Annotated in this window: 19 protein-coding genes; 11 read left to right on the plus strand and 8 right to left on the minus strand. The window is 54.3% G+C overall.

Going from position 1 to position 21,511, the window contains the following annotated elements; genetic code table 11:
* Positions 1 to 31 precede the first annotated feature (31 nt).
* Genes BW956_RS07700 through BW956_RS07715 form a run of 4 tightly spaced genes read right to left on the minus strand, consistent with a single transcriptional unit; the run spans position 32 to position 3,711 of the window.
* Positions 32 to 829, minus strand: a complete 798-nt coding sequence (locus BW956_RS07700; protein ID WP_217695108.1) for an ABC transporter permease — start codon at positions 827 to 829, stop codon at positions 32 to 34.
* Positions 820 to 1,560 (minus strand): ABC transporter ATP-binding protein, encoded by a 741-nt coding sequence (locus tag BW956_RS07705; protein ID WP_076462175.1) that lies wholly within the window; start codon positions 1,558 to 1,560, stop codon positions 820 to 822. The genes BW956_RS07700 and BW956_RS07705 overlap by 10 nt, the downstream gene beginning before the upstream one ends.
* A gap of 4 nt (positions 1,561 to 1,564) precedes the next feature.
* Positions 1,565 to 2,536, minus strand: a complete 972-nt coding sequence (locus tag BW956_RS07710) for a YVTN family beta-propeller repeat protein (protein ID WP_076462176.1) — start codon at positions 2,534 to 2,536, stop codon at positions 1,565 to 1,567.
* On the minus strand, positions 2,536 to 3,711 hold the full coding sequence (locus tag BW956_RS07715) for an ABC transporter substrate-binding protein (protein ID WP_076462178.1): 1,176 nt from the start codon (positions 3,709 to 3,711) through the stop codon (positions 2,536 to 2,538). The genes BW956_RS07710 and BW956_RS07715 overlap by 1 nt, the downstream gene beginning before the upstream one ends.
* Positions 3,712 to 3,875: 164 nt before the next feature.
* Here BW956_RS07715 and BW956_RS07720 point away from each other — a divergent pair, with 164 nt between their 5' ends.
* From BW956_RS07720 to BW956_RS07730, 3 genes are read left to right on the plus strand one after another with little or no spacing between them, the layout of a single operon-like run.
* Entirely contained in the window at positions 3,876 to 4,316 is a 441-nt protein-coding gene (locus BW956_RS07720) for a cupredoxin domain-containing protein (RefSeq protein WP_076462180.1), read from the plus strand.
* A gap of 15 nt (positions 4,317 to 4,331) precedes the next feature.
* Positions 4,332 to 5,594 carry a HAMP domain-containing sensor histidine kinase gene (locus BW956_RS07725; RefSeq protein WP_076462182.1) on the plus strand — a complete coding sequence of 421 codons (1,263 nt, stop codon included), beginning with the start codon at positions 4,332 to 4,334 and terminating at the stop codon, positions 5,592 to 5,594.
* 4 nt (positions 5,595 to 5,598) lie between these two features.
* Entirely contained in the window at positions 5,599 to 6,246 is a 648-nt protein-coding gene (locus BW956_RS07730; protein ID WP_076462184.1) for a response regulator, read from the plus strand.
* Positions 6,247 to 6,386: 140 nt separating this feature from the next.
* Here BW956_RS07730 and BW956_RS07735 read toward each other — a convergent pair whose 3' ends face one another.
* Positions 6,387 to 7,394, minus strand: coding sequence for an MsnO8 family LLM class oxidoreductase (locus BW956_RS07735; protein WP_076462186.1), 1,008 nt, complete (start codon positions 7,392 to 7,394; stop codon positions 6,387 to 6,389).
* A 145-nt stretch (positions 7,395 to 7,539) separates the two neighbouring features.
* Between BW956_RS07735 and BW956_RS07740 the strand changes: the two genes are divergently transcribed.
* The 5 genes from BW956_RS07740 to BW956_RS07760 all read left to right on the plus strand — a co-directional run bounded on the left by BW956_RS07740 (position 7,540) and on the right by BW956_RS07760 (position 14,709).
* Positions 7,540 to 7,872 (plus strand): 4a-hydroxytetrahydrobiopterin dehydratase, encoded by a 333-nt coding sequence (locus tag BW956_RS07740; RefSeq protein ID WP_076462188.1) that lies wholly within the window; start codon positions 7,540 to 7,542, stop codon positions 7,870 to 7,872.
* Between the two features lie 182 nt (positions 7,873 to 8,054).
* The gene (locus BW956_RS07745; protein ID WP_076462190.1) at positions 8,055 to 9,989 is read left to right on the plus strand and encodes a TonB-dependent receptor domain-containing protein; all 1,935 of its coding nucleotides are present in this window, start codon (positions 8,055 to 8,057) and stop codon (positions 9,987 to 9,989) included.
* A gap of 49 nt (positions 9,990 to 10,038) precedes the next feature.
* Positions 10,039 to 13,905, plus strand: a complete 3,867-nt coding sequence (cobN, locus tag BW956_RS07750; RefSeq protein WP_217695109.1) for a cobaltochelatase subunit CobN — start codon at positions 10,039 to 10,041, stop codon at positions 13,903 to 13,905.
* Positions 13,905 to 14,399, plus strand: coding sequence for a MotA/TolQ/ExbB proton channel family protein (locus tag BW956_RS07755; protein ID WP_139327147.1), 495 nt, complete (start codon positions 13,905 to 13,907; stop codon positions 14,397 to 14,399). Before cobN ends, BW956_RS07755 begins: the two co-directional genes overlap by 1 nt.
* 1 nt (position 14,400) lies before the next feature.
* Positions 14,401 to 14,709 (plus strand): DUF2149 domain-containing protein, encoded by a 309-nt coding sequence (locus BW956_RS07760; protein WP_100169786.1) that lies wholly within the window; start codon positions 14,401 to 14,403, stop codon positions 14,707 to 14,709.
* A 124-nt stretch (positions 14,710 to 14,833) separates the two neighbouring features.
* Here BW956_RS07760 and BW956_RS22750 read toward each other — a convergent pair whose 3' ends face one another.
* Positions 14,834 to 16,867 (minus strand): methyl-accepting chemotaxis protein, encoded by a 2,034-nt coding sequence (locus BW956_RS22750; RefSeq protein ID WP_076462191.1) that lies wholly within the window; start codon positions 16,865 to 16,867, stop codon positions 14,834 to 14,836.
* A 233-nt stretch (positions 16,868 to 17,100) separates the two neighbouring features.
* On the opposite strand from BW956_RS22750, the gene BW956_RS07770 reads away from it, so the two are divergent.
* On the plus strand, positions 17,101 to 17,874 hold the full coding sequence (locus BW956_RS07770) for a leucine-rich repeat domain-containing protein (protein ID WP_076462193.1): 774 nt from the start codon (positions 17,101 to 17,103) through the stop codon (positions 17,872 to 17,874).
* A 6-nt stretch (positions 17,875 to 17,880) separates the two neighbouring features.
* Here the strand turns inward: BW956_RS07770 and BW956_RS07775 are convergent, their stop codons facing one another.
* Positions 17,881 to 18,825, minus strand: coding sequence for a LysR family transcriptional regulator (locus BW956_RS07775; protein ID WP_076462623.1), 945 nt, complete (start codon positions 18,823 to 18,825; stop codon positions 17,881 to 17,883).
* 114 nt (positions 18,826 to 18,939) lie between these two features.
* Between BW956_RS07775 and BW956_RS07780 the strand changes: the two genes are divergently transcribed.
* Positions 18,940 to 19,710 (plus strand): class II aldolase/adducin family protein, encoded by a 771-nt coding sequence (locus BW956_RS07780; RefSeq protein ID WP_010323118.1) that lies wholly within the window; start codon positions 18,940 to 18,942, stop codon positions 19,708 to 19,710.
* An 11-nt stretch (positions 19,711 to 19,721) separates the two neighbouring features.
* Positions 19,722 to 20,759, plus strand: a complete 1,038-nt coding sequence (locus BW956_RS07785; protein WP_076462195.1) for a TRAP transporter substrate-binding protein — start codon at positions 19,722 to 19,724, stop codon at positions 20,757 to 20,759.
* Positions 20,760 to 20,833: 74 nt separating this feature from the next.
* Here BW956_RS07785 and BW956_RS07790 read toward each other — a convergent pair whose 3' ends face one another.
* Entirely contained in the window at positions 20,834 to 21,454 is a 621-nt protein-coding gene (locus BW956_RS07790) for a LysE family translocator (RefSeq protein WP_010323120.1), read from the minus strand.
* Positions 21,455 to 21,511 lie beyond the last annotated feature (57 nt).

A 21,511-nucleotide genomic window follows, 5' to 3' on the forward strand; every position in this document is an offset into this window, starting at 1 on the left:
GTCGGCCATTCTGTTTGCACAAACTATCGCCCTAGCGTGCCTTGCTTTTGGCGACCTGCTCCGTTTTGAATCCCATCAACGCCAGCACGGTAAACACCAGTGCCGTGCCTGCTGTCACCAGACAGGCCGTGGCATTGAATTCGGCATAGAGTGCAAAGCGAACCAGCTCAACCGCGTGGGTAAAGGGGTTAACACTGCAGACCCAATACAGCCATTCACTGGACTCGCGCATCTTCCACAATGGGTAGAGCGCTGAAGACATGAAGAACATGGGGAAGATGACAAAGTTCATCACCCCGGCGAAGTTCTCCAGCTGTCTGATCCGAGATGACAAAAACAGACCGATTGCCCCCAGCATCAGCGCGGTCAGGAGCAGGGCAGGTAGCACGGTAACCAGACCAATGAGCGGTGGCTCCACATCCACCAGCCAGCCCAGGCCGATGAAGGCATACACTTGTGCCAGCGACAGTAGTGCGATGGCGATCAGCTTGCAAAACAGCAGCCAGGCGCGGGGCAGCGGGCTCATCAGCAGTACCTTCATGCTGCCCATCTCCCGGTCATACACCATCGATAATGAGCTCTGCATGCCGTTAAACAGCAGAATCATGCAGCAAAGGCCCGGCAGGATGTAGGTTTCGTAGGTGATATAGGTTTCGTACGGCGGGATGATTGAAACCCCCAGTGCAGCACGAAAACCGGCGGCAAACACGACCAGCCACAATAATGGGCGGACCAATGCGCTGAGAAAGCGGGTGCGCTGGTGAATAAAGCGCAAAAATTCACGCTTCAGAATGCCCTTGAAAGCGATGAAATAGGCGTTCAGATGCATGCAGGTGAATCCTTAAGGCCAGTGAGTTGCTCAAATGCATCAGACAGGTCGGTAGCATTGTGTTGCATGCAGATGGATTCGGCACTGTCATCTGCCAGCAGGCGGCCCTGATGCAGTACCAGCACCGGGTCCTGGGGCTGGATTTCCTCGATCAGGTGCGTGGCCCAGAGCACCGTCAACGATTGTGCCTGGCAAAGCTGACGTACATGACGGTTGATGGCCTGGCGCGCAGCTGTATCCAGGCCAACAGTGGCTTCGTCCAGCAGCAGAATGGATGGCTGATGGAGCAGGGCACGTGCAATCTCCACACGGCGGCGGTGACCGCCATTGAGGCTGCGGATACTGTCTTTGAGGCGATCCGCCAGCCCCATTTCAGCCAGCAGCTCATCGGCCTGCTGGCGCACCTGACGTGAAGACAGGCCGTGCAGGGCGCCATGGTATTCCAGGTTCTGAAGCACGCTCAGATCCGGGTCCAGCGTGCTTTGCTGGAACACGACGCCGAGCTTTTGCTTCAGTAAGCGTGAATGTTGCCTCACCGTCTGGCCATCCAGCCGTATTTCGCCATCCTGCAGACTATAGAGCTGGGTGAGCAGGGCGTAGAGTGTACTCTTGCCTGCGCCATTGGGTCCCAGCAGGGCATTCAATTGCCCTTCCTGCAAATTGAAGTTGATATTGTCCAGCGCCTGGCGCCGACCGTAGCGAAAACTGAGTTGGTGTACGCTGAGGCTCATTCAATCAGTCCAGTGTCACCACACCCCAGGGGTAGCGGCCGACTTTGATGGATTTGATAACTTTCATATCGGCAACGTCAATCACGGAAACATCGCCGCTCACGCCGTTGGTGGTCAGCAGATATTTCTGATCCGGCGTGAATTCCATGTGCCAGACACGACGGCCTACGAGCAGGTAATCCAGTACTTCATAGCTTTTGGCATCGACTACGGCAACATGGTTGGATGGGCCCAGTGCGACAAAGGCGTACTTGCCATCGGCGGAGAGTTTAACACCGACAGGCTGTATTTTATCCGGGTGCACACCGCGGATTTTGAAGTTCAGTTTCTTGATGATCTGGCGGTCTGCCACGGTGATCACGGAAACAGTGCCGCCGATCTCGGACGATGCCCAGAGAATGTCGCCTTCTTTGGTGAATTCAACATGACGCGGGCGCTGATCAACCAGTGTATTGTCGACCAGTTCGTGCGTTTCAGTATCAATCCAGTGCAGCATGCTGGTGGTTTCACTGGTGTTAACCGCCCATTTGCCATCCGGGCTTACGGCCATCCCTTCCGGTTCCACACCCACTTCAATCTGTGCCAGAACTTCGTGGCTTTCGGTATCCACGACAGTTACCAGGGCATCATCTTCATTGGAAATGTAGAGGCGGCGGTTATCCGGGTGCAGTGAAAACTGCTCGGGATCTTCGCCGGAAGGCAGGTTGTTCAGGATCTTGTGAGTGGCCAGGTCCATCACCTGAACAGTGTCGGAGTCACTGGCGCAGATGTAGAGTTTGGTCTTGTCCTTGGACAATGCGATGCCTCGTGGGCGTTCGCCCACGTCGATGGTTTTGGTCACTTCAAGGGTATCCAGATCGATAACGGACAGGGTGTTGTCCTTCTCGTTGGATACGTAGGCCGTAGCAGCCTGGGCTGCAGGAGCAGCCAACAGGGCACTCAGTAGCAGAGATTTAATGAAAGGGGGCTTGAACATCAGGCATCTCCTTTAACGGAACACTGGCTTTCGCTGGCATCAAATCCCAGCGTATCGAGGTCGGTTTTCGGGTGCAGGTAGCCTTCCTGAGGCGACTGGGACACCAGCGCGCGCGGATGGACCAGCGGAATCGGTTGGCGCAGCTGACCACTCCAGCCGCGGTAGTCCAGCTTGCGGCCCTTGAAACCACCCAGCTGGAATTTATCTGACAGAATGAAGCGCTGCAGTTCGGCCGGGTCGCTACTGCGGGTTTGAGTGACAGCCTCACCCAACGTACGCACACCGGCCCAGCTGGCGTAGTCGCGGCTATTCATCCAGCGGTCAGCAAGCTTTTCAAAACGGCTTTGCAGCTGGGCAGCGCCCCAGGCTTCTACCACACGGTGCCAGGCAACCGGGCTCATTCCCTGAGTGCCCACAACCGGGCGTGGGTACCAGGTGTTGTAGGGGACATATTCACCAAAGTCGCCACGCTCGTCGGCGACGACAACGACGTCGTACTCATCGGTTTGAGTGAACGGGGGAAGCTCCTTCTGGGCGGTGCGGCGCAGGTCGGTATCGAAGTCCCACTGTTTGCGTTCAATGACCTTGGCGCCCATGCGTTTGGCGCTACGTTCCAGTGAAGCGGCATACAGCTGGTCGTCGTTCTGGTTGCCTTCAATGATCAACCAACGGTTCCAGCGTTTGCTGGCCAACCACTGGGCCAGAGCATCGGTAAGCATGGCGCGGGAAGGTATGGTGTGCAGCATGCCCGGGACACAGGCCTGGGTGCGCAGGCGATTGTCCTGACTGCCGGAGTTGATCAGCAGTACATCGTCAGGCAACTCTCGCTCGACAGCAGTCAGCTGCTCCGCGGTCAGATTCAGCACGAATAAACGCACGCCCTGGTCGTAAAGGCGGATAGCCGCACTCACCACTTCTGTGGGCTGCTCCGTACTGACGCTGTGCAGGGTGTAGTGTTGTTTAAGAAAACGACCTGTGGTGTTGTTATCGTTGATTCCCAGCTCGGCACCTTTCAGGCCGGCATCTGCGGGTTCTGGCAGAATATTGGAGAGAACCGGTCCGTGGTCAGGCTCAAATCCTACATAGCCAATGTTGATCTCCAGCGCAGCGGAGTGGGCGATCAGAGGCAGTGACGTAACTGCAGCAGCCAGCAGGCGGGGCAGGGTCTTCATCATTAAAACTCGCAACTTATCATTGTTATGGGGCCCAGCTTAGGCCGCCACCGTGCAGGATGAAATATTCAGAAAGTCGCAAAGATTCAGTACCGAAGTAGTATGTTGCCACGGGCGCAGCACACTAGGATGGTGGGGAAAAGACACAACAAAAACAGGAATCTATCATGCGTACCCCCATCCGCTCTCTGACCCTTGCTGCACTGATCTCCTCAACAGTGCTGGTCTCTGTTCCCGCATCCGCCGAGGGCGACCTCACTATTCGACCCAAGCGTCTGCCGGACCTGGTGCTGGGCAGTGAGCAAAGTGATTACTCCATGTCCCAGACCCGTTATGAGATGGAAACCGGTCAGGCCTATAAGCTGGCAATTGAGTCTACAGGTCGTAAGGAATACGCCATGAAGGCACCGGAATTCTTCGGATCCATCTACCTGCGCAAGGTTGAAGCGGGCGACATGGAGATCAAGGCGGTATCCCTGAAAGAGCTTGAGTTTGAGCGCGAAGGCGAAGCGGAAATCTACTTCGTGCCGGTGAAACCGGGTGAGTACAAATTCTACATGGAAGGCCTGGAGCACAAGGGCATGGAAGGCGTGTTCAGCGTTCGCTGATCACCGGACTGATCCATGAAAGCCGTTGTACGCCTGAACCTGCTGGTCGCGTCAGCGTTTATGCTGGCGCTTCTGATCAGTCTCTTTGGCCTGATGCGACAAGCCAAGACCGATATCCTGCGTGAGCTTCAGGCGGGCATGGCGGTGGCCGACCAGTTGCTGGAGCAAGTAGCTCAGGACCCCGAGCGCCTGGAGCCTCTGTTGGCGATCGAATGGCGACACATGCACTTGGCTGTACTGAGTGCTGGCCAATCGCCTGTGCCGCTTGAGATGGATGAAGTACCTGAGTGGTTCGCATCCTGGATCTGGCCCCAGGATATGCCGAGTATTGAACGTCGGCGTCCGCTGGCGGATGGCCGAACCCTGGTGGTGATGGCAGACCCGGCCGATGAAATGGAAGAAGTCTGGGAGTCTGCTCTGCAGGTTTTTGCCCTGTTCATGGGTGGCGCTGCCTTGTCGATACTGGCCATCAGCTGGGGGCTGTCTCAGGGCATGCGGCCGTTTGGTCAGGTGTTGCGCGCACTTGATCAGATTCAACAGGGGCACTTCACGGCCCGGCTCAAATCCTATTCGGTGCCTGAGGCCAATCGTTTGGCCAGCCACTTCAACCGGATGGCTGAGGCCCTTGAGCAGGAGCAGGCAGATAACCGTCGGCTAACCCGTGAGCTGATGGTGTTGCAGGAAAAGGAACGCTCCTATCTGGCAAGAGAACTGCATGATGACCTGGGGCAGTACCTGACCGGCATTCGTGCACAGGCTTATCTGATCAGTCAGGTATCGGGGGATGCGGAAAAGGTGAGCAAAAGTGCTCCGCTGATCGTGCGTGACTGTGAAGCCATGCAGCAGGGTTTCAGGCGCCTGATTCGCAGTTTGCATCCCGTGATTCTTGAACCACTGGGGCTTGAAGACTCTCTTAGAAGTCTGGCGGAACAGTGGCAACGCAGCAGTGGGGTCGATTGCCGACTGGGAATTAGCGGCATGCCCCTGCTAAGCGATGAAACCTCAACCCATCTCTACCGCTTGCTGCAGGAAGCGCTGAACAACGTGGCGCGGCATGCGCAGGCATCTCTGGTCGAAATCGGGATGCAGGTTCGTGGCGATACCCTCAATGTAAGAGTCGAAGATAACGGTCAGGGGCTGTCGGCAGATGTGCGGCCGGGTATTGGACTCAGGTCGATGCATGAGCGGGCGCGATACATGAACGCTGACCTGCACCTGTTATCTGCGGCCGGCGGCGGTTTGCGGATAGAACTCAGTCTCCCGCTGGTAATGGACTAATACTATGAAAATACTTCTCTGTGATGACCATGCAGTCGTACGTCAGGGGTATGCAAGCCTGCTGTCAGCGATGCTGGATGAATGCGAAATCATTGAAGCGGACACTGGCTGGGAGGCGGTCAGTCTCTGGCAGCAACAGCCGGCCGATGTGGCCGTGCTGGATATTAACCTGTCCGATATCAGTGGTATCGAAGTGGCGCGTCGTATACTACAGCGGGCGCCTGATGCGCGCATTCTGTTTTTCAGTATGTACGATGAACTACCCATGGTGCAGCAGGCTCTGGATGCCGGTGCTTTAGGGTATATCACCAAGAGCAGCAGCCCCGAAGTGCTGCTTGAAGCGGTACGCAAGGTACTGAGTGGCCAGCCCTATGTTGAGCATGATTTGGCCACGCGGCTTGCGCTGCAACGTAACAGTGGCATGGATCCACGCCTGTCCGGTATGACGCAACGCGAGTTTGAGATTTTTGTCATGCTGGCACGCGGTCTTACGCCAAAGACCATTGCTGATCAGCTCTGCATCAGTGTGAAAACGGTCTCCAACCACAGCGCTTTGTTGAAAAACAAGCTGCAGGTCTCTTCGACGGCTGAACTGGTGCATCTGGCGATTGAGTGTGGGGTGTTGCGACTGGGGCCGAGCGGGCAGGCATAGAGCGGATATGCCCTGGGCAATCAGCTTCATCGATTTGATTAAAATTGGACAAAAAAAACCGGCCTGAAATTACACCCAGGCCGGCGAGCAAAAAATGAATAGTGCCTGACGAAGAGCGCTATTCGAGGGGAATCTATCGATTAGAGCTGACTGCCCAGTAGTCGGTAACTGTCCATTCGATCATGGTGACTATGGGTAACGGTTACCGTGGCAATTTCATCACAGCTAAACGTCTTCGCCAGCTCGTTTATCTCCTGCCAGCACTGATCCGCAGTACCCACCGTGTAGCCACTCAGAATATGATCGTAGGCGCTCTGCTCGGATGCGGACATCTGGCGGTAGCGATCCTGTACTTCTGAAGGCGTCAGAAAATCTTCGCGCTGTCCAAGCTGTGCTGCCAGTTTGCGGTACACCGCAGTGCCGGCGCGCAGGCGCGCTTCCTCTTCTGTTTCGGCGCAGATGCAGGCGATGGCCAGCATTTTGTTCGCTTTACCCTGATGACCGGCCTTGTCCCATTCCTCGGCATACTGCTCGAAAATGGACGGGTGGCAGTTATCCGGGTCGATGAAGCGGGCCAGGGCGATGTTGTAACCCAGGTGGCCGGCAAGACCGGCACTGCCGCCGCTGGAACCCAGCATCCAAAGTTCAGGTGTCGGCGTGCTGTCCGGCAGAACCTTGATCTTGCTGTAGGGGTTGTCATCCGGAAGGGTACCCTGCACAAATCCCGCCAGCAGATGAGCCTGATTAGCGTACAGGTCGCCATGATGAGGTTCGTGCGGGAACGCCAGTGCATGGGATGTCAGACCCGTGCCACCCGGTGCGCGGCCAACGCCGAGGTCGATGCGGTCCGGAAATAGCGTCGCCATCATCTTGAAGCATTCAGCGACTTTCAACGGGCTGTAGTGGGAGAGCATGACACCACCGCTGCCAACACGGATGTTCTGTGTCACGCTGGCAATGCTGGCGACGAGAATTTCCGGGCAGGGGTTGGCAAAATGAACGCTGTCGTGATGCTCGGCCACCCAATAGCGGTAATAGCCAAGCTGGTCGCACAGCTGAGCAAGTTCGATACTAAGGCGCGGGGCTTCAACCTTGGCGTGGGAGCCATGCACCGGGGACTGGTCAACAACCGACAGTTTGATGTTCATTGGGATCTCCTTCATTAACTTAATATGTTAACTAAATTGGCGGCTGTGTTCAATCCATTTTGCTCCCGTTAAGCTGGTTTAAGGAAACACATGCGATAGCAGCTAGACTGGAAAACGAATGCATCAATTGAGCAGGAGGTGTGCCATGTCATTGGCAGAGAGCCGTTGCGTGCCCTGTAAGGGCGGTATCCCCGCGCTGACTCGAGAGGAGATTCAACCTTACCTGGAGCAGGTGAACGAGTGGGAGTTGGCACCGCAGGCCAATAGAATCAAGCGTGATTTCACTTTTGCCGACTTTCAAAGTGCGCTCAGGTTTGTCAATCAGGTTGGTGAGCTGGCCGAGGATATGGGGCATCACCCGGAAATACAGTTCGGCTGGGGCCATGCCAGCATTGAAATCTGGACACACAAGATCGGCGGGTTACACGAGAACGATTTCATTCTGGCGGCGCGAGTTGATCAGTTGCCTGGGATATAGATTCTGAGCCCTGGCAGTATACGTTAGCACTTGAATCACGCAGCGAGATCCATCGTTTTTTGCAGTTTTTCCATTACAGAATGAAAGGGGGGCGGGTTCTTTTTGTAAATGAGAATTGAATAAGCCGATATTTGATGGATAATGTTATCTTATAACATAGCATTTCGGAGTCCCCGTATCACATGTCCATCCCTTCCAATCCGGCACTGATTGCCACAGCCTTGACACTTGTAACAGGTTTTAATGCCCAGGTCTGGGCTGAAACTACTCAAGCAAGCGATGATGTGCTGGTTGTAACTGCCAATCTTCATGGCGCATCACTTGCTGATGCGCCTGCCAGTATTTCAATTGTGGACCGCGAAGAACTCCAGTTATCCAATGCGGATGATTGGGCTGATGCACTTAGTGCAGAAGAAGGCGTAAATACTCGTTCAATTGGGCAAACACGACGTGGCATCAGTATTCGGGGTATGCCGGTTGAGCATACGTTGTACTTGATTGATGGTCGTCGTGTCAGTTCAAGCAATGGCGTTATGGCACACACGGACTTCGAATTGGGCTGGCTGCCCATGTCTGCTATCGAGAGGATTGAAGTTGTCAGGGGGCCTTTATCGTCTCTCTATGGCTCGGATGCATTGGGTGGGGTCGTAAACCTGATTACACGTGTGCCCGAGGATGAGTTCAGCGGCGAAGTCTCCACAACGCGGGTCTGGCAGGATGATCGAGACGGAGGGGATGCCAGTAAAACCTCCTTTTATATGAGTGGGGCTGTAGTACCCGGTACCCTCGCCATGAATCTGTCGGGTCAGTGGCTGGAGAAGAATGAGCTCAAGCTTATAGAAGATCCGCAGGTATCCGAAATTGAAGCCAGAGATAGCCGTTCAGTGCATGGCAATTTGATCTGGACACCATCTGACAATCAGCGCATCGATCTTGGCTATACCCGAGGGAAGGATGAGCGCAACCGTAATGTGGCGAGTCGCAGTGGTTACTACAACTCGGATGATGAGGTCGAGACTGAACAAGTTTCTCTCGCTCACAAGGGGGACTGGACGTGGGGAAGTAGCGCTATTTCAGCGTATCAGTCCTCAGTAGAACGGGACAATACACGGACCGCCGGCAGTACCGCTACGCCTCGGCAAAAGGTCAAAGATCGCGTTGCTCAGGGGCACCTTTCGACGGGAGTGGGAAGAAATCACTGGCTGACACTGGGCGGTCAGTTGCGTCATGAAACGCTGTATGACCCGCGTGTCGATGCTCAGGGTAAAGACTCTGCTTTACACAAAAGCCTGTTTTTCCAGGATGAAGTATCCCTCTCACGTAATCTGCAGCTGGTTGCCGGCGCGAGCGTAGACAACCACGAACGCTATGGCAATGAAGTCAGTCCACGTCTGTATGCTGTGTATGAACCACGTCCCAACCTGGTTTTGAAAGCCGGTTATGGTGAGGGTTTCAGGGCTCCGACTCTGAGTGAGCTTTCACCCGACTATCAGGTACTTGCAGCTGGAGGTCGCTTCTGGGTCTATGGCAACCCGGACCTTGAGCCTGAGCAATCGGCTACTACAGAGTTAGGTTTGGAGTACATGTCAGATAACTGGAACGCATCAGCACGCCTGTTCCGGAACAATCTGGATAATCTTGTTCAGTCTGTCTGCAGTATTGACTGTGGTATACGTGGTCGTGAGATTCGATATTACGAAAATATCGATGAGGCGGTGATCAATGGGGTTGAACTTGGTTGGGGTATGCACCTGCTGCAGTCTGTGGATCTGAGCCTGAATTACACATTCCTGGATACAGAAGACCGGGGCACCGGCGATCCACTGGAGTTCAGGCCGGAACATAGTGCCAACCTGGCAGTAAGCTGGCATTTTCAGCCGCGTAGTCAGGTACGTTGGCGTTCGGAGTTGATCGGGCGTCAGTATGTAGGCGATGGTGAATATTCCCCGTCCTATGCGCTGCACCATTTGGACCTGGCATGGAATCTGGACTCTGCCCTGACGGTAAATGCCGGGGTCGAAAACCTGATGGATACCCGCTTGCTGGATAAATCTGAGCTTTTTGGTCTGGCAGAGCCAGGACGGACTGTTCGTGTTGGTCTGACGGCGCGTTTCTGAGTCTGATCTGATGACCATGACAGATATAAGGTTTTCTCTATGTTGGTGTGTGCTTTTTGCACTGCTGTCGGGTTCAGCGTCTGTCAGCGCAACCGACACGCAGTCTGCGCGGGTGCATGTGATCAGCAATGATTTTGTATCGACGGGCAAGTTCATTGACCTACAGGTATTGGCGCTGGATGCCGGGATCGAATTGACAGCTTTCCAGATCGAGCAGGCGCCAGCTGATGCCGCTGCCTGGTTTGACGCTGATTTGGTGATTCTGGATACCCCTCGTGGCAGTGACCGACGCCAGGTGATGGCATTCAGCAAGCCATGGCTGGGGAACTCCTCACGTCCCTGGCTGGCAGTGGGTGGGGGTCCAGTAAAGGGCGGTCAGTTGCCTGAACGGGTGTTGCATGATCTGGCGGCGTATTATGCTGCCGGGGGCAAGGATAACCTGACCCACATGATGCAGTACCTGTCTGCCTGGCATCGGGGTGAGTCTACCGCACAGCTTCCTCCCGCCGTGCCTCTGCCGACAGCTGGCTACTACCACCCTGCAGCAAAGCAGCCATTCACGGATTTGGATGCCTATTTTGCCTGGGGCAAGGATCGCTGGCAGCAGGATGCACCGGTATTGGCAATCGCTATGTCATCGGGTGTACTGCGCGATCAGCAGACCGCGTTTCATGATCAATTGGTGGCTGCTATCGAGTCTACGGGAGCAGTGCCACTGCTGTTTTGGTACGGCCGTAAACAGAGTGATGCTCTCTACGATATGCTGGCCCCGGCAAAGCCAACCTTGTTATTGAACACCACGCACATGTTGGACGGTGAGGCCATGGAAAAGGCCTTCAGGGCGCTGAATATTCCTGTGGTGATGGGGTTGAGTAGTCGACAAACCCTAGCTCAATGGCGCAGTCAGGTTCAGGGAATGGATGCAGGAATGGCTGCTGTACTCATGGCTACGCCAGAGCGTTGGGGTATGTCGGATCCGCTTGTGCTGTCAGCGATGGAAGATGGCCGCCGTGTGGCCATCCCGGAGCAAGTTGAACTGCTGATCGGACGTTTTCTGGCTACGGCCAGGCTGCAGCGTGAGGCACCAGAATCCATCAAGCTGGCGTTGATGTTCTGGAACTCCCCTGCGGGTGAACGCAACCTCTCGGCTTCTCATTTGAATGTACCGCGCAGTATTGCAGACATAACAGCAGAACTGGCGTCCAGTGGCTATTCGCTGTCACCTCTGGACGAGGAGGGCGTGATCAACAAGGCGCAATCCATGCTGTCAGGACTTTATCGTCATGATCAGCTGGACGCACTGTTGGCCAAGGGACAGGCGATCAGTTTCCCGGTCAGCCGCTATCGCCAGTGGTTGTCGTCTTTGCCAGGCAACATTCAGCATCAGGTGCTGCACACTTGGGGAGAGCCTGATCAGCACTGGAGCATCCGTACCCTGAATGGGGAACCTCAGTTTGTTATCCCTGCCATTAAACTGGGAAATTTCATCTGGATGCCTCAACCGCCGCGCGCGGACCGTTTGGGTGCGAACGTACATGACAGTGCGCAGCCGCCAGGGCATTTATTCCTGGCTAGCTATCTATATTTACGCGAAGTGTATGGTGCTGACGCCCTGATCCACTTGGGAACCCATGGCACCCAGGAATGGACACCGGGTAAGGATAGGGGGCTTTGGGCCTACGATTATCCGAATCTGGCGGTCGGTAACCTGCCGGTATTCTATCCCTACATCCAGGACAATATCGGCGAAGCACTCCAGGCCAAGCGACGTGGACGAGCAATCGTCATCAGTCATCAGACCCCGGCCTTTGGCCCAGCCGGTCTGTATGCTGAACTGACGCACCTGCATGAACTCATGCATACCTATCAAATGCTGGACTCGGGTCCGGTGAAGGTTAAGGCGGGCGAGCAGCTATTGAATGCAGCCATCGAGCAGAACCTGCATCTGGATATGGGCTGGGATGAGGAAGGCCTCAGTTCCAACCCGCCGGCATTTGCGGCAGCACTGCATGATCACCTGCATGAGCTGGCCGCAGCATCAACTCCACTGGGCCTGCATACCTTTGGAACAGCATCTGCGCCTGAACACCGAGTCATGACGGTGTTACAGCAGCTCGGGATACCATATTTTGATGCCCTTGGAGTTGAAGGTGATGAGTTGTTGGCGCTGGAGTCTGAACAGTTGCAACAGCAGCCTGCCTATCAGCTTCTGGCCGAGACGCTAGCCAGCGGGAAATTGCCAGAACAGGCATTGCCTGAGCCACTGATGACCTTGTTGCAGCAGGCACTCGACAATGATGTCCATCTGAGCATGGATAATGAAATGGAAGCCCTGTTGGCAGGCCTTAAGGGCCGTTTTGTTACACCGGGCCCTGGTGGTGATCCGGTGCGAAACCCGGCTACCAGCAGTGGTACCAACCTGTACGCCTTCGAGCCGGACAAAATTCCCAACAAGGCTGCCTATGCCGCTGCAGAAGGCATGTTGGATCAGCTGGTTGAGCGCTATCGGGAAGAACACGAAGGGACCTCTCCGCGTCGCCTGGCTTTCACCCTCTGGTCCTCAGAGGCCATACGTACCCAAGGGCTGATTGAAGCTCAGATCATGCATGCCTTGGGTGTGCGTCCGGTCTGGGATGAAGGCGGCCGTGTGCGCAAACTGGAGATTATTCCTCAAGCCGAGCTCAAATATCCCAGGATAGATGTGTTGTTGCAGGTGACCAGTGTCTATCGGGATCAGTTCGATGGCCTCATGCGGCAGTATGCTGAAGTCATTGAGTTACTGTCCGAACGGGATGATCCATCTAACCCAATCGCGGTGCAGAGTCGTCAGCTGGCCGATGCCTTGGGTCAAAAAGGGCTTTCTGATGAAGAGGCCAGGCAATTGTCACGTGCTCGGTTATTTAGCAGTCCTCCAGGCAGTTATGGCAGTGGCGTCACTGATCTCGCCATGAATTCCACTGCCTGGGAGGATGACAGTCAATTAGCTGATACGTTCGTGGCTAGCCAGTCCCATGTATTCACCACCCATGAATGGGGCAGGCCGGTTGCCGATTTGAATTTGCTGCAAGATCAGCTGGCACAGGTCGATGCCGTCTTGATGTCACGCTCCAGCCAAATGCATGGTTTGCTGTCAACGGACCATCCTTTCGAGTATTTGGGCGGGCTTTCGGCTGCGGTTCGTCAGCAAAAAGGGGAAAACCCTGCGCTGTACGTGTCGGATTACCGTGGCAATAGTCCTCGTATCGCTGATGCAGCAGCATTTCTATCTGCCGAGCTAAGAACCCGTTATCAAAACCCGCAATGGATCAAGGCCATGCAGGCCGAGGGCTACTCGGGTGCTGTCCAGATGCTGAAACCCGTCAACAACCTGTTTGGCTGGCAGGTAATGGATGCCGGCATGGTGCGTGCCGATCAGTGGCAAGCCATGCATGAAACCTATGTGATGGACCGTCATGATTTGGGTTTGAATGAATGGTTTGCCGAGCAGAATCCTGATGCCCAGTCCCAGTTGATTGAGCGAATGGTCGAAGCTGTTCGCAAAGGGTATTGGCAAGCAGATGAAACTACCCTCAAGCAACTGACAAAGCGCTGGCAAACCTTACAGGAAAAGGGCGCCCTGCCGGGTGCACCTAAAACCGTGGACTACATCCAGGATATGGCTCTTGGATTTGGTCTGTCTGCTCAGCCTTCACCATCCTCTTCAGCAGACAGCGCTGATATCAGTATGAAGGACGATGGGCAGCCAAGTCAGCAAGTGAAGGGGCAGGTGCTGGAAGCACAAGAAATGAATGCTCCGAAGCAGGATGACTGGTCATTCCGCCTGGCTCTGGTCTTCATGTTACTGCTGTTGGCATCGGGCGCCTGGCGAGCCCACCGTGAACAAAAAAATCACCTCAATAATAGAGAAATTACCTGATGATGAGCCAATTTGAGGCCTTGCTTTATCAAATTACCAGCATCTTCCTGGTGCCGGCGTTAGTTCTGATTCTGGTTGCCCTGGCCTATGCCTTGATTGCTACCGGCCAATTGCTGGCAGATGGAGTAATGTTCCGCCACTCCCCTGTGCGTTCGGGTTTGACCCACTTTGCCAGAGGCCAAGGCATTACCAGTGATGACCTGGAGTTGTGGATCATGCGACGTCTGGAAAAGCTGCGTCTTACCTCAAGGGTCAGTCCTTTGCTGGGGCTGGTTGCAACCCTGATACCTATGGGCCCTGCTTTGCTGGCGCTGGCCGAAAATGAGGTGGCCTCCGTGGGTTCAAACATGGTGGTTGCTTTTGCTGGTGTAACGCTGGCGCTGATTGCGGCCAGCTTGAGCTTTGTTGTCCTGAATATCCGACGCCGCTGGCTGTTTGAAGAACTGCGCCTGATTGAACGTGAGCAGGCAGCCCAAAAAAAAGAGGGTGTTTGAGGTGGCAGGACGTTTTATCGACCATGAAGATGATGATCCCATTCTTTCGGTTGTCAATTTAATCGACCTGTTTCTGGTGATCGTGGTCATCCTTTTGCTGGTTGTTGTACGCAATCCCCTGAATCCCTTTGCGACCGACAATGTCGTGGTGGTTGAAAACCCGGGGCAGGACAATATGCGCATAACCGTAAAAAAAGGGGAAGAACTCACCCGCTATGAAAGCAGTGGAGAGATGGGAGAAGGGGAAGGCGTAAAGGCCGGGATTACCTATCGTTTACCTGATGGGCGCATGGTGTATGTGCCGGAATAGACCATAACCTTTATCCATCAAGTTGCGAATAGGCATTGGACAGGGAAGTCCAATGCCTGCAAAACTTAAGGCTGGCTATTACCGCTAATAGTAGTTAGCTCAAAAAGATTTGATTTTATAACAACTACCCCGTCTGCTCAGTCAGTGCCAGCAGTGTATCGGCAACCTCTTTGGTACGGGATGAATTGTTGGATGTCAGGTTGCTCACCTCTGTCAGTGCATCCAGCATGGAAGACAGTTCACCTACCGCTCCGGACTGGCCTTCGATCTGCTGCGCGACCTTATTGATCTCCTCGGACAGCTTCACAATATCCTGACCGATCTCATCGGCGCTGTGGCGAGACTTTTCCGCGAGGCTGCGTACTTCATCGGAAACTACCGCAAAGCCGCGGCCGAGCTCGCCTGCACGTGCTGCTTCGATGGCTGCATTGAGTGCCAGCAGGTTAGTCTGGTCCGCGATTTGCTGAATGACTTGAACAATGTTCTGGATCTGGCTGCTGGACACGGCCAGTTCACGCGCACTTTGTGCCACCTCCTCTGCCTGAACCGACATGGCGTTGATGGTGGCGCCTGCCTGGTCGACGGCGCTTACCTGAGTGCTGACGTGGTCGGTCAGTTCGTCAACGGAGTGGTGCAGGTTACCGGCACACTGGTTCAGTTCATGACCCAGTCGCTGTCGGGCTTCGCGAGCGATTGCCAGTTCATTGCCAAGATCACCCAACCCGTTAAATACCGGTAACAGAGCCGAGTCCAGTCCCTGGGTATCGAAGCAGGTGCTGAAATCATCGCGTTTGAACTGCTCGATCTGCTTCACGATGACGTGGTTCAGCCCCGACAGTTTTTTGATCTGCCGGCGCAGAAAGAAGGCCTTGAACTCGGCATAACGGGCAATGAAACCGTCAACATACTCATCCTTGAACGACGTCTGGGGGCCATCCACGTTGAACCAGAAAATGGATGTCAGCGTCTGGTTCAGGTTAAGCCCCAGAATCTCACCAAAGGTCGAGAATCCGGCCAGTGGAATATCCCCGAATACTCGTCCCATGCCCGGCAGGTCTTTATCGTTATAGAGGCGGCGAAGGATACAGTCGTTGAGCAGTCCCGCAATGGGAGTACCGGGCTTGCCCTGCATGAAGCGTGCAAACGCCTGCTCGGTGGCCTGAATAATGTTGGTACGTTTCACCATGACCAGCTCTTCACCCGGGGCGACGTCACAGAACAGGTGAACACGTTCGGCATCGGTATCGATACGCGCAATGGAGCGAACAAAGAGCTCGTCGCCCACGCGAATTGAAAAGGAGTAATCGGCCAGCTGCTGTTCCAGTTGATCGGGTCGACAGTTAAGTTGGCGGGCGAGCAGGGCTACCATGGTGGTAATCTCGCCGCGGCTGTCGATCACCTGATGGATGTAACGCTGCTCAAGTGAGGCCGTCAGCACATTGAAACTGAATGATGTGGGTTCAAAGTTCTGCGTTTTGAATACGCCAAAACGCACGCTGGGTGGCATTTTGATGAATGTAATCAGCGCGTGGTTGCTTAGTTTCTGCTGCCCGTCATGTAGCCAGGTATGCTGAAAGTCGAGCTTGCCACCGGCTGAGCCACCGACGAAGAGGCAAGGGAAACGGTCAGAGTCATAGAGGGCTTCCATGAAAAAGGATTCCGACGATGAGAGCCCGTCAAAAACCACAAATGCCAGTGTGTCCTGATAATTGATCGCCATGTTGACGCGCAGCGAGCGGATAGCCGCGGTCATTTTCTCGACACGCTTCTGAAGCGACATCGACGCCTGGCCACTGCGAAGGTCTTCGCTGCCTAGCGGGACCTTGACGACCTCTACCTGGCTGGCAACGGCCGGAGAGAACAGCTGAAGCACCACATCATCCCAGTGATTACCGGTCTCGCAGTACAGGCGGCTGCCTTCATTGCAGAGCTCACCTGCGGTTGTACTGAGGCTAACCGGAATGGAGGGGAAGCGCTGCCTTATGGCCCTGGCAACGGCCTCGATATCCACATGGGGTGATACAAAGCCGATCACCAGCGCCGGGGACTGCTTGATGACGTTAAGTCTGTCACTGAGCTGCGCAAGTGATGCATGCACTGTGATAACAGGTGTACTGGCAGCACGGCTGCGTGGATTGATACGTTCAAATAGTCCCATGGTGGTTCCTTGCAATCTCTCTCGGGTGTGTCCCGCCCTCGAGGTGGGGGAGATCTCAGGGCCGCTACTCTGCGTTGGCTCTATTACAGCCTGATGTCACCCTGAGGTAATACAATTCTTTGGTACCATTTTCCCTCTTTTACGCAGGGTTTGCCTTACAATTGTCGTTCAATTCAACCGAATGGGCGCTAACAAAGGCCACTTTTGACAGGGATCATTCAGGGAGTGAGTATATGTTTTTGAAGGTGTTCAAGCGGATGGTGCTCATGGCGCTGTTGGCAGGTGGTGGCTTTTTGTTACTGCTAAAGCTGCCACAAATGGGGGCAGCCTATACCGACCAGTTTGCCGACTTGCCTCTTGGGGTCTGTGTATCCTACGCCATGAAAAAGAAGGAACTGACAGACCTGTCGCAATTGAAGAAGCTGTCGTGTCAGAAGAAAGGCATCACCAGCCTGGAAGGACTTGAACAGTTAACGGGGCTGGAAGAGCTGTATCTGCAGGGTAATGACCTGACCAGCCTGGAAAGCATGGGAGACATGCCTGCGCTGCGTAAAATATCGGTGGCCAGCAACAAACAGATGACCACGCTCAAGGGACTGGAAAGGGCTGAGAATCTGGAAGAGCTGCAGGCGAATCTCAGTTCTGAATTGAGCGATATCTCCGCAATTGCCCAGCTAACGGAGCTGCGGATAGTGGCTGCGATGCAGGATAACATCAGCGATATAAGCGCGCTGGCCCAGTTGAGCAAACTGGAGGAGGTGATACTCAACTATAACCACATATCCGACATCAGCGCACTGGCCGACAAACCGGAGTTGAAGCGCCTGCAGATTTATTCCAACCCTGTCAGCTCGGTAGAACCTCTGTTGGGTAATGCCAGCATGCAATTGGTCGGCATTGGCGGTAAAAAGCAGCAGAAACGCCACCTGTGTGAGGATATGGGTCGCCTGAAATCCCGGTTGAGTGCTGATGCGGTTATTTATGGTCCTGAGGTCTGTGAATCCTGATTTTTTCTAGACTAATAACCCTCGCCAGTGGCCGTTGGCATTTTCTTGTGTGGTGAGGTTACGAATCTGTTCAATAACCTGCGCCATGGCATTGGTGAGGGGGCGATCGCTAGGGGTCATCAGGTATACATCACGATAGAGTGCAGGTTCGATGATCTCCAGCGCCTGTACCTCCTGGCTGCGCTCCAGATGAAAGAAAGAGGATGAAGGTGTGATCAGCATGCCATGTCCTTCGGTCACGTACCTTAATGTGGTCATCAGCTGGCCGTACGGCTGGCGCTTACGCAGGTAATGCCCGGTTTCCTGCTCATACTGCTCAATCAAAAAACCCAGGGAGTCCGTACGGCTGGTAACCATAACATCATGATGCTGCAGTGCCTGGAAGGGAATGCTGCCTTGTTGCAGGTACTCCTCGGGGAAATCAAACGTCCGGTTGTGGCCGATAATCAGGTAAATATTCTCGCGAAAAAAACGCTCATGGCGGATATGGGTGTTATCGCTGTCATCGTGTGAAGAGACGGCAATATCCAGGGTGCCCGACTGCATCATGCGGCTGAGATCCGATGAATAGCCGGTGTAGATGCTGAGCTCAATGCCGGGAAACTCCCGTTCCATCATGCTGACGAGCGGTACCGCAAGAATGTTGCAGATTGGCTGGGTCATACCAAGCGCAACCTGGCCGGTCGGTATTGTCGAAGCCTGATGCAGTTCCGACTGTGCCTGATTCAGCTGGCGCAGAACCGAGCGGGCATGTGCCAGAAAGCGCTCACCGTTTTCGGTTAAGCAAACGCCACGAACATCTCGGCTGAACAGTGTTGTTTTCAGCTCATGTTCCAGTACGGAAATCTGCTGACTGATACTGGGCTGAGAAATATCCAGTTCTCGCGCAGCGGCGGCGATGCTGCCCAATTCGGCGGATTTTACAAAGTAGGTGAGCTGTTTCGTATTCACGTTATTCAAGCCTATAGGCATTGCCTATACCCGCTATACGGGATTGTTTATTTTTTCATCCAAGCCCTTTTTCTATGCTGGACCCCGACAATAAACAGACGGGAATAATTCCACATGAAAAAGCAGGATTTATATTTTGATCGTCCGCTGAAATACAGCGCAGAAGAGTGGAAAGCGCGCCAGGATCTTGCCTGTATGTACAGGATTTTTGATCACCTTAACTGGGACGAATCAATTTATAATCATATCTCATTGCGTGTACCCGGAGAACCGGATCATTTTCTGATCAATCCATTTGGATTGCATTACAGCGAGGTGCGTGCGTCCAATTTGGTCAAGATTGATATTGATGGCAATATCATCGGCGATTCGGATTGGCCGATTAACCCTGCCGGTTTTACTTTTCACAGCGCCATTCACAAACAGGTTCCCGATGGCCACTGCATTATGCACGTGCATACTACGCCGACGCTGGCAGTTTGTTGCCTGGAGGAGGGCCTGTCGTTCACCAATTTCTACTCGGCACAGTTGTATAACCAGATCGCCTATCACGATTTTGAAGGCATTACCGTGCGGATGGATGAAGGTGAGCGAATAGTCGCCAGCAGTGAAGGCAAAAAGGTTTTGCTGCTGAAAAATCATGGCCCGGTCATTATCGGTGCTGACCTGCCGCAGGCTTTTTCCCTGATGTGGCTGCTTAACCGTGCCTGTGAGGTGCAGCTGGCATCCCAATCCATGGGTAAAACCCTGGATATTCCCGATGAGGTTTTGCAGCGCTGTGCGCGTGATACCCCGCTGTTTAATCCGAAATATGGCTCGGGCCGTGATGCTGTTGCGGCACTGGAGCGTTTGATTGAGAAAAAAGATCCATCCTATAAATATTAAAAGGCCCAACCATGAAAATAATAAAAGCCATCTCATGTACCTGTGCACTTTTGCTGTCCGCGCCCGTCTTCGCTGAGACTACGCTAAGAGTCGCGACCTGGCTGCCGGCCAGCAGTAGTCAAAATGATGTTGTCTGGCCCACCTGGGCAGACTGGGTCGAAGAAGCAACGGACGGGCGTGTAAAAATCGAGCTTGAGTACAGCTCCGGCCATCCCAAATCCATGTTCGGCCTGGTTGAGGATGGTGTTGCAGACGTCAGTTTTGGTGTTAACGGCTATCTGCCCGGACGCTTCAAGCTGCCAGCGGTTGTCGAAATTCCCGGTGAAACGGCAGATCCCGAAGCCTTGTCCGTGGCACTCTGGCGTGTATACAAGCAGCACTTTGAGCCCGCGCAAGAGTTTGAGGGTCTGAAGGTGTTGGGCATGTTTGTGCATGGCCCTGGCCAGTTGATGACCACATTCGAGGTGAATCAGCTGTCGGACCTGCAGAACAAGAAAATGCGAACCGGTGGCGGGGTTGTTAATGATCTGGCCAAGCGCCTTGATGTGGTGCCTGTGTTTGCGCCCGTGACCAAAGTGTACGAAATGATGCAACAAGGCGTGATTGACGGTGTCTTTCTGCCGGCTCAGGAACTTAAATATTCTCGCCTGAGTGAAGTGGTCACAGATGTCACGCTGTTCCCGTCCGGCATGTATACCACAGCATTTACCATCTTTATGAACCCCTACGTGTTTGAGGATCTGAGTGAAGAAGACCGTCAGGCTATCCTGTCGGTGTCCGGTGAAAAGCTGTCAGCACTGGCGGGACGTGCCTGGGGCAACTCCGACCTGGCAGGCCTGGAAGATGCCAGGGGGATGGGAGTCCGCATCAAGGAACTGTCTGAGGATGATCCTATCACGCAGGCCTTTGCCGAAAAGGTAGATGGCATGTACGACGCCTGGATCGAAACCGTGGCGGATCGTCCGGTGGATGCATCGGCTGCTTTGGAAGATCTGAAGCGCATTGCTGCGGATTATGACAGCAAAGAGTATGAGAGCGGCAAAAACTGATCGTTTAATATACAACAAGGCCCTCGATTGAGGGCCTTTTCGTTTCAATGGTGCTTATGAGGGGGGCTAAGGCGTCAGTGACGCAGCGCCAGATAAGCACCGGCACCGGCCATGATTGACCCGGCACTGCGATTCAGTCCCTTCATGGCTCGCGGTGAGCGGAAGAAACCCCGAGCCTTGTCGGCAAAAACGGCAATCGCCATCAGGCCAATGAGCAGACCCACCAATGTCAGTACTGACGCCAGGGCAATATCACCGCTGCTAAGCACGCTCAGATCCATAAAGGTGGGCAGGAAAGCGATGTAGAACAGGATGACCTTGGGGTTGGACGCTGAAATCAGAAACCCCTGCAGGAAGTTGGCCGCTACGCTGCCTTTCTGGCTTTTGCTGGCGTTGAACTCGTCACTGGAGACGGGCGCGGTCCACATCTTGTAGCCCAGGTAGAGCAGGTAGGCAGCGCCAATGATACGAATCACGGTAAAGAGCTCGGACCAATGGGTGGCAATGGTCGCCAGGCCCAGACAGGCGGCAATCAGGTAGAGGATGTCACTGACAATCATGCCCAGCGCCATCGGCAGGCAGCTGGTGGCACCATGCATCAAGGCTCGCGCCATGATGGCAAAGACACCGGGGCCGGGTGTAATACCGAAAATGAGTACGGCTATAAAAAAGGAGAATGCGCTTTCAACTGTCATGACCTGAGTCTCCCGAGGGCAAAGAGACATGCATTATGTGCGAGGAAAGCGCAGTGT

The sequence above is a fragment of the Marinobacterium stanieri genome (assembly GCF_900155945.1).
GTDB classification, from domain to species: domain Bacteria; phylum Pseudomonadota; class Gammaproteobacteria; order Pseudomonadales; family Balneatricaceae; genus Marinobacterium; species Marinobacterium stanieri.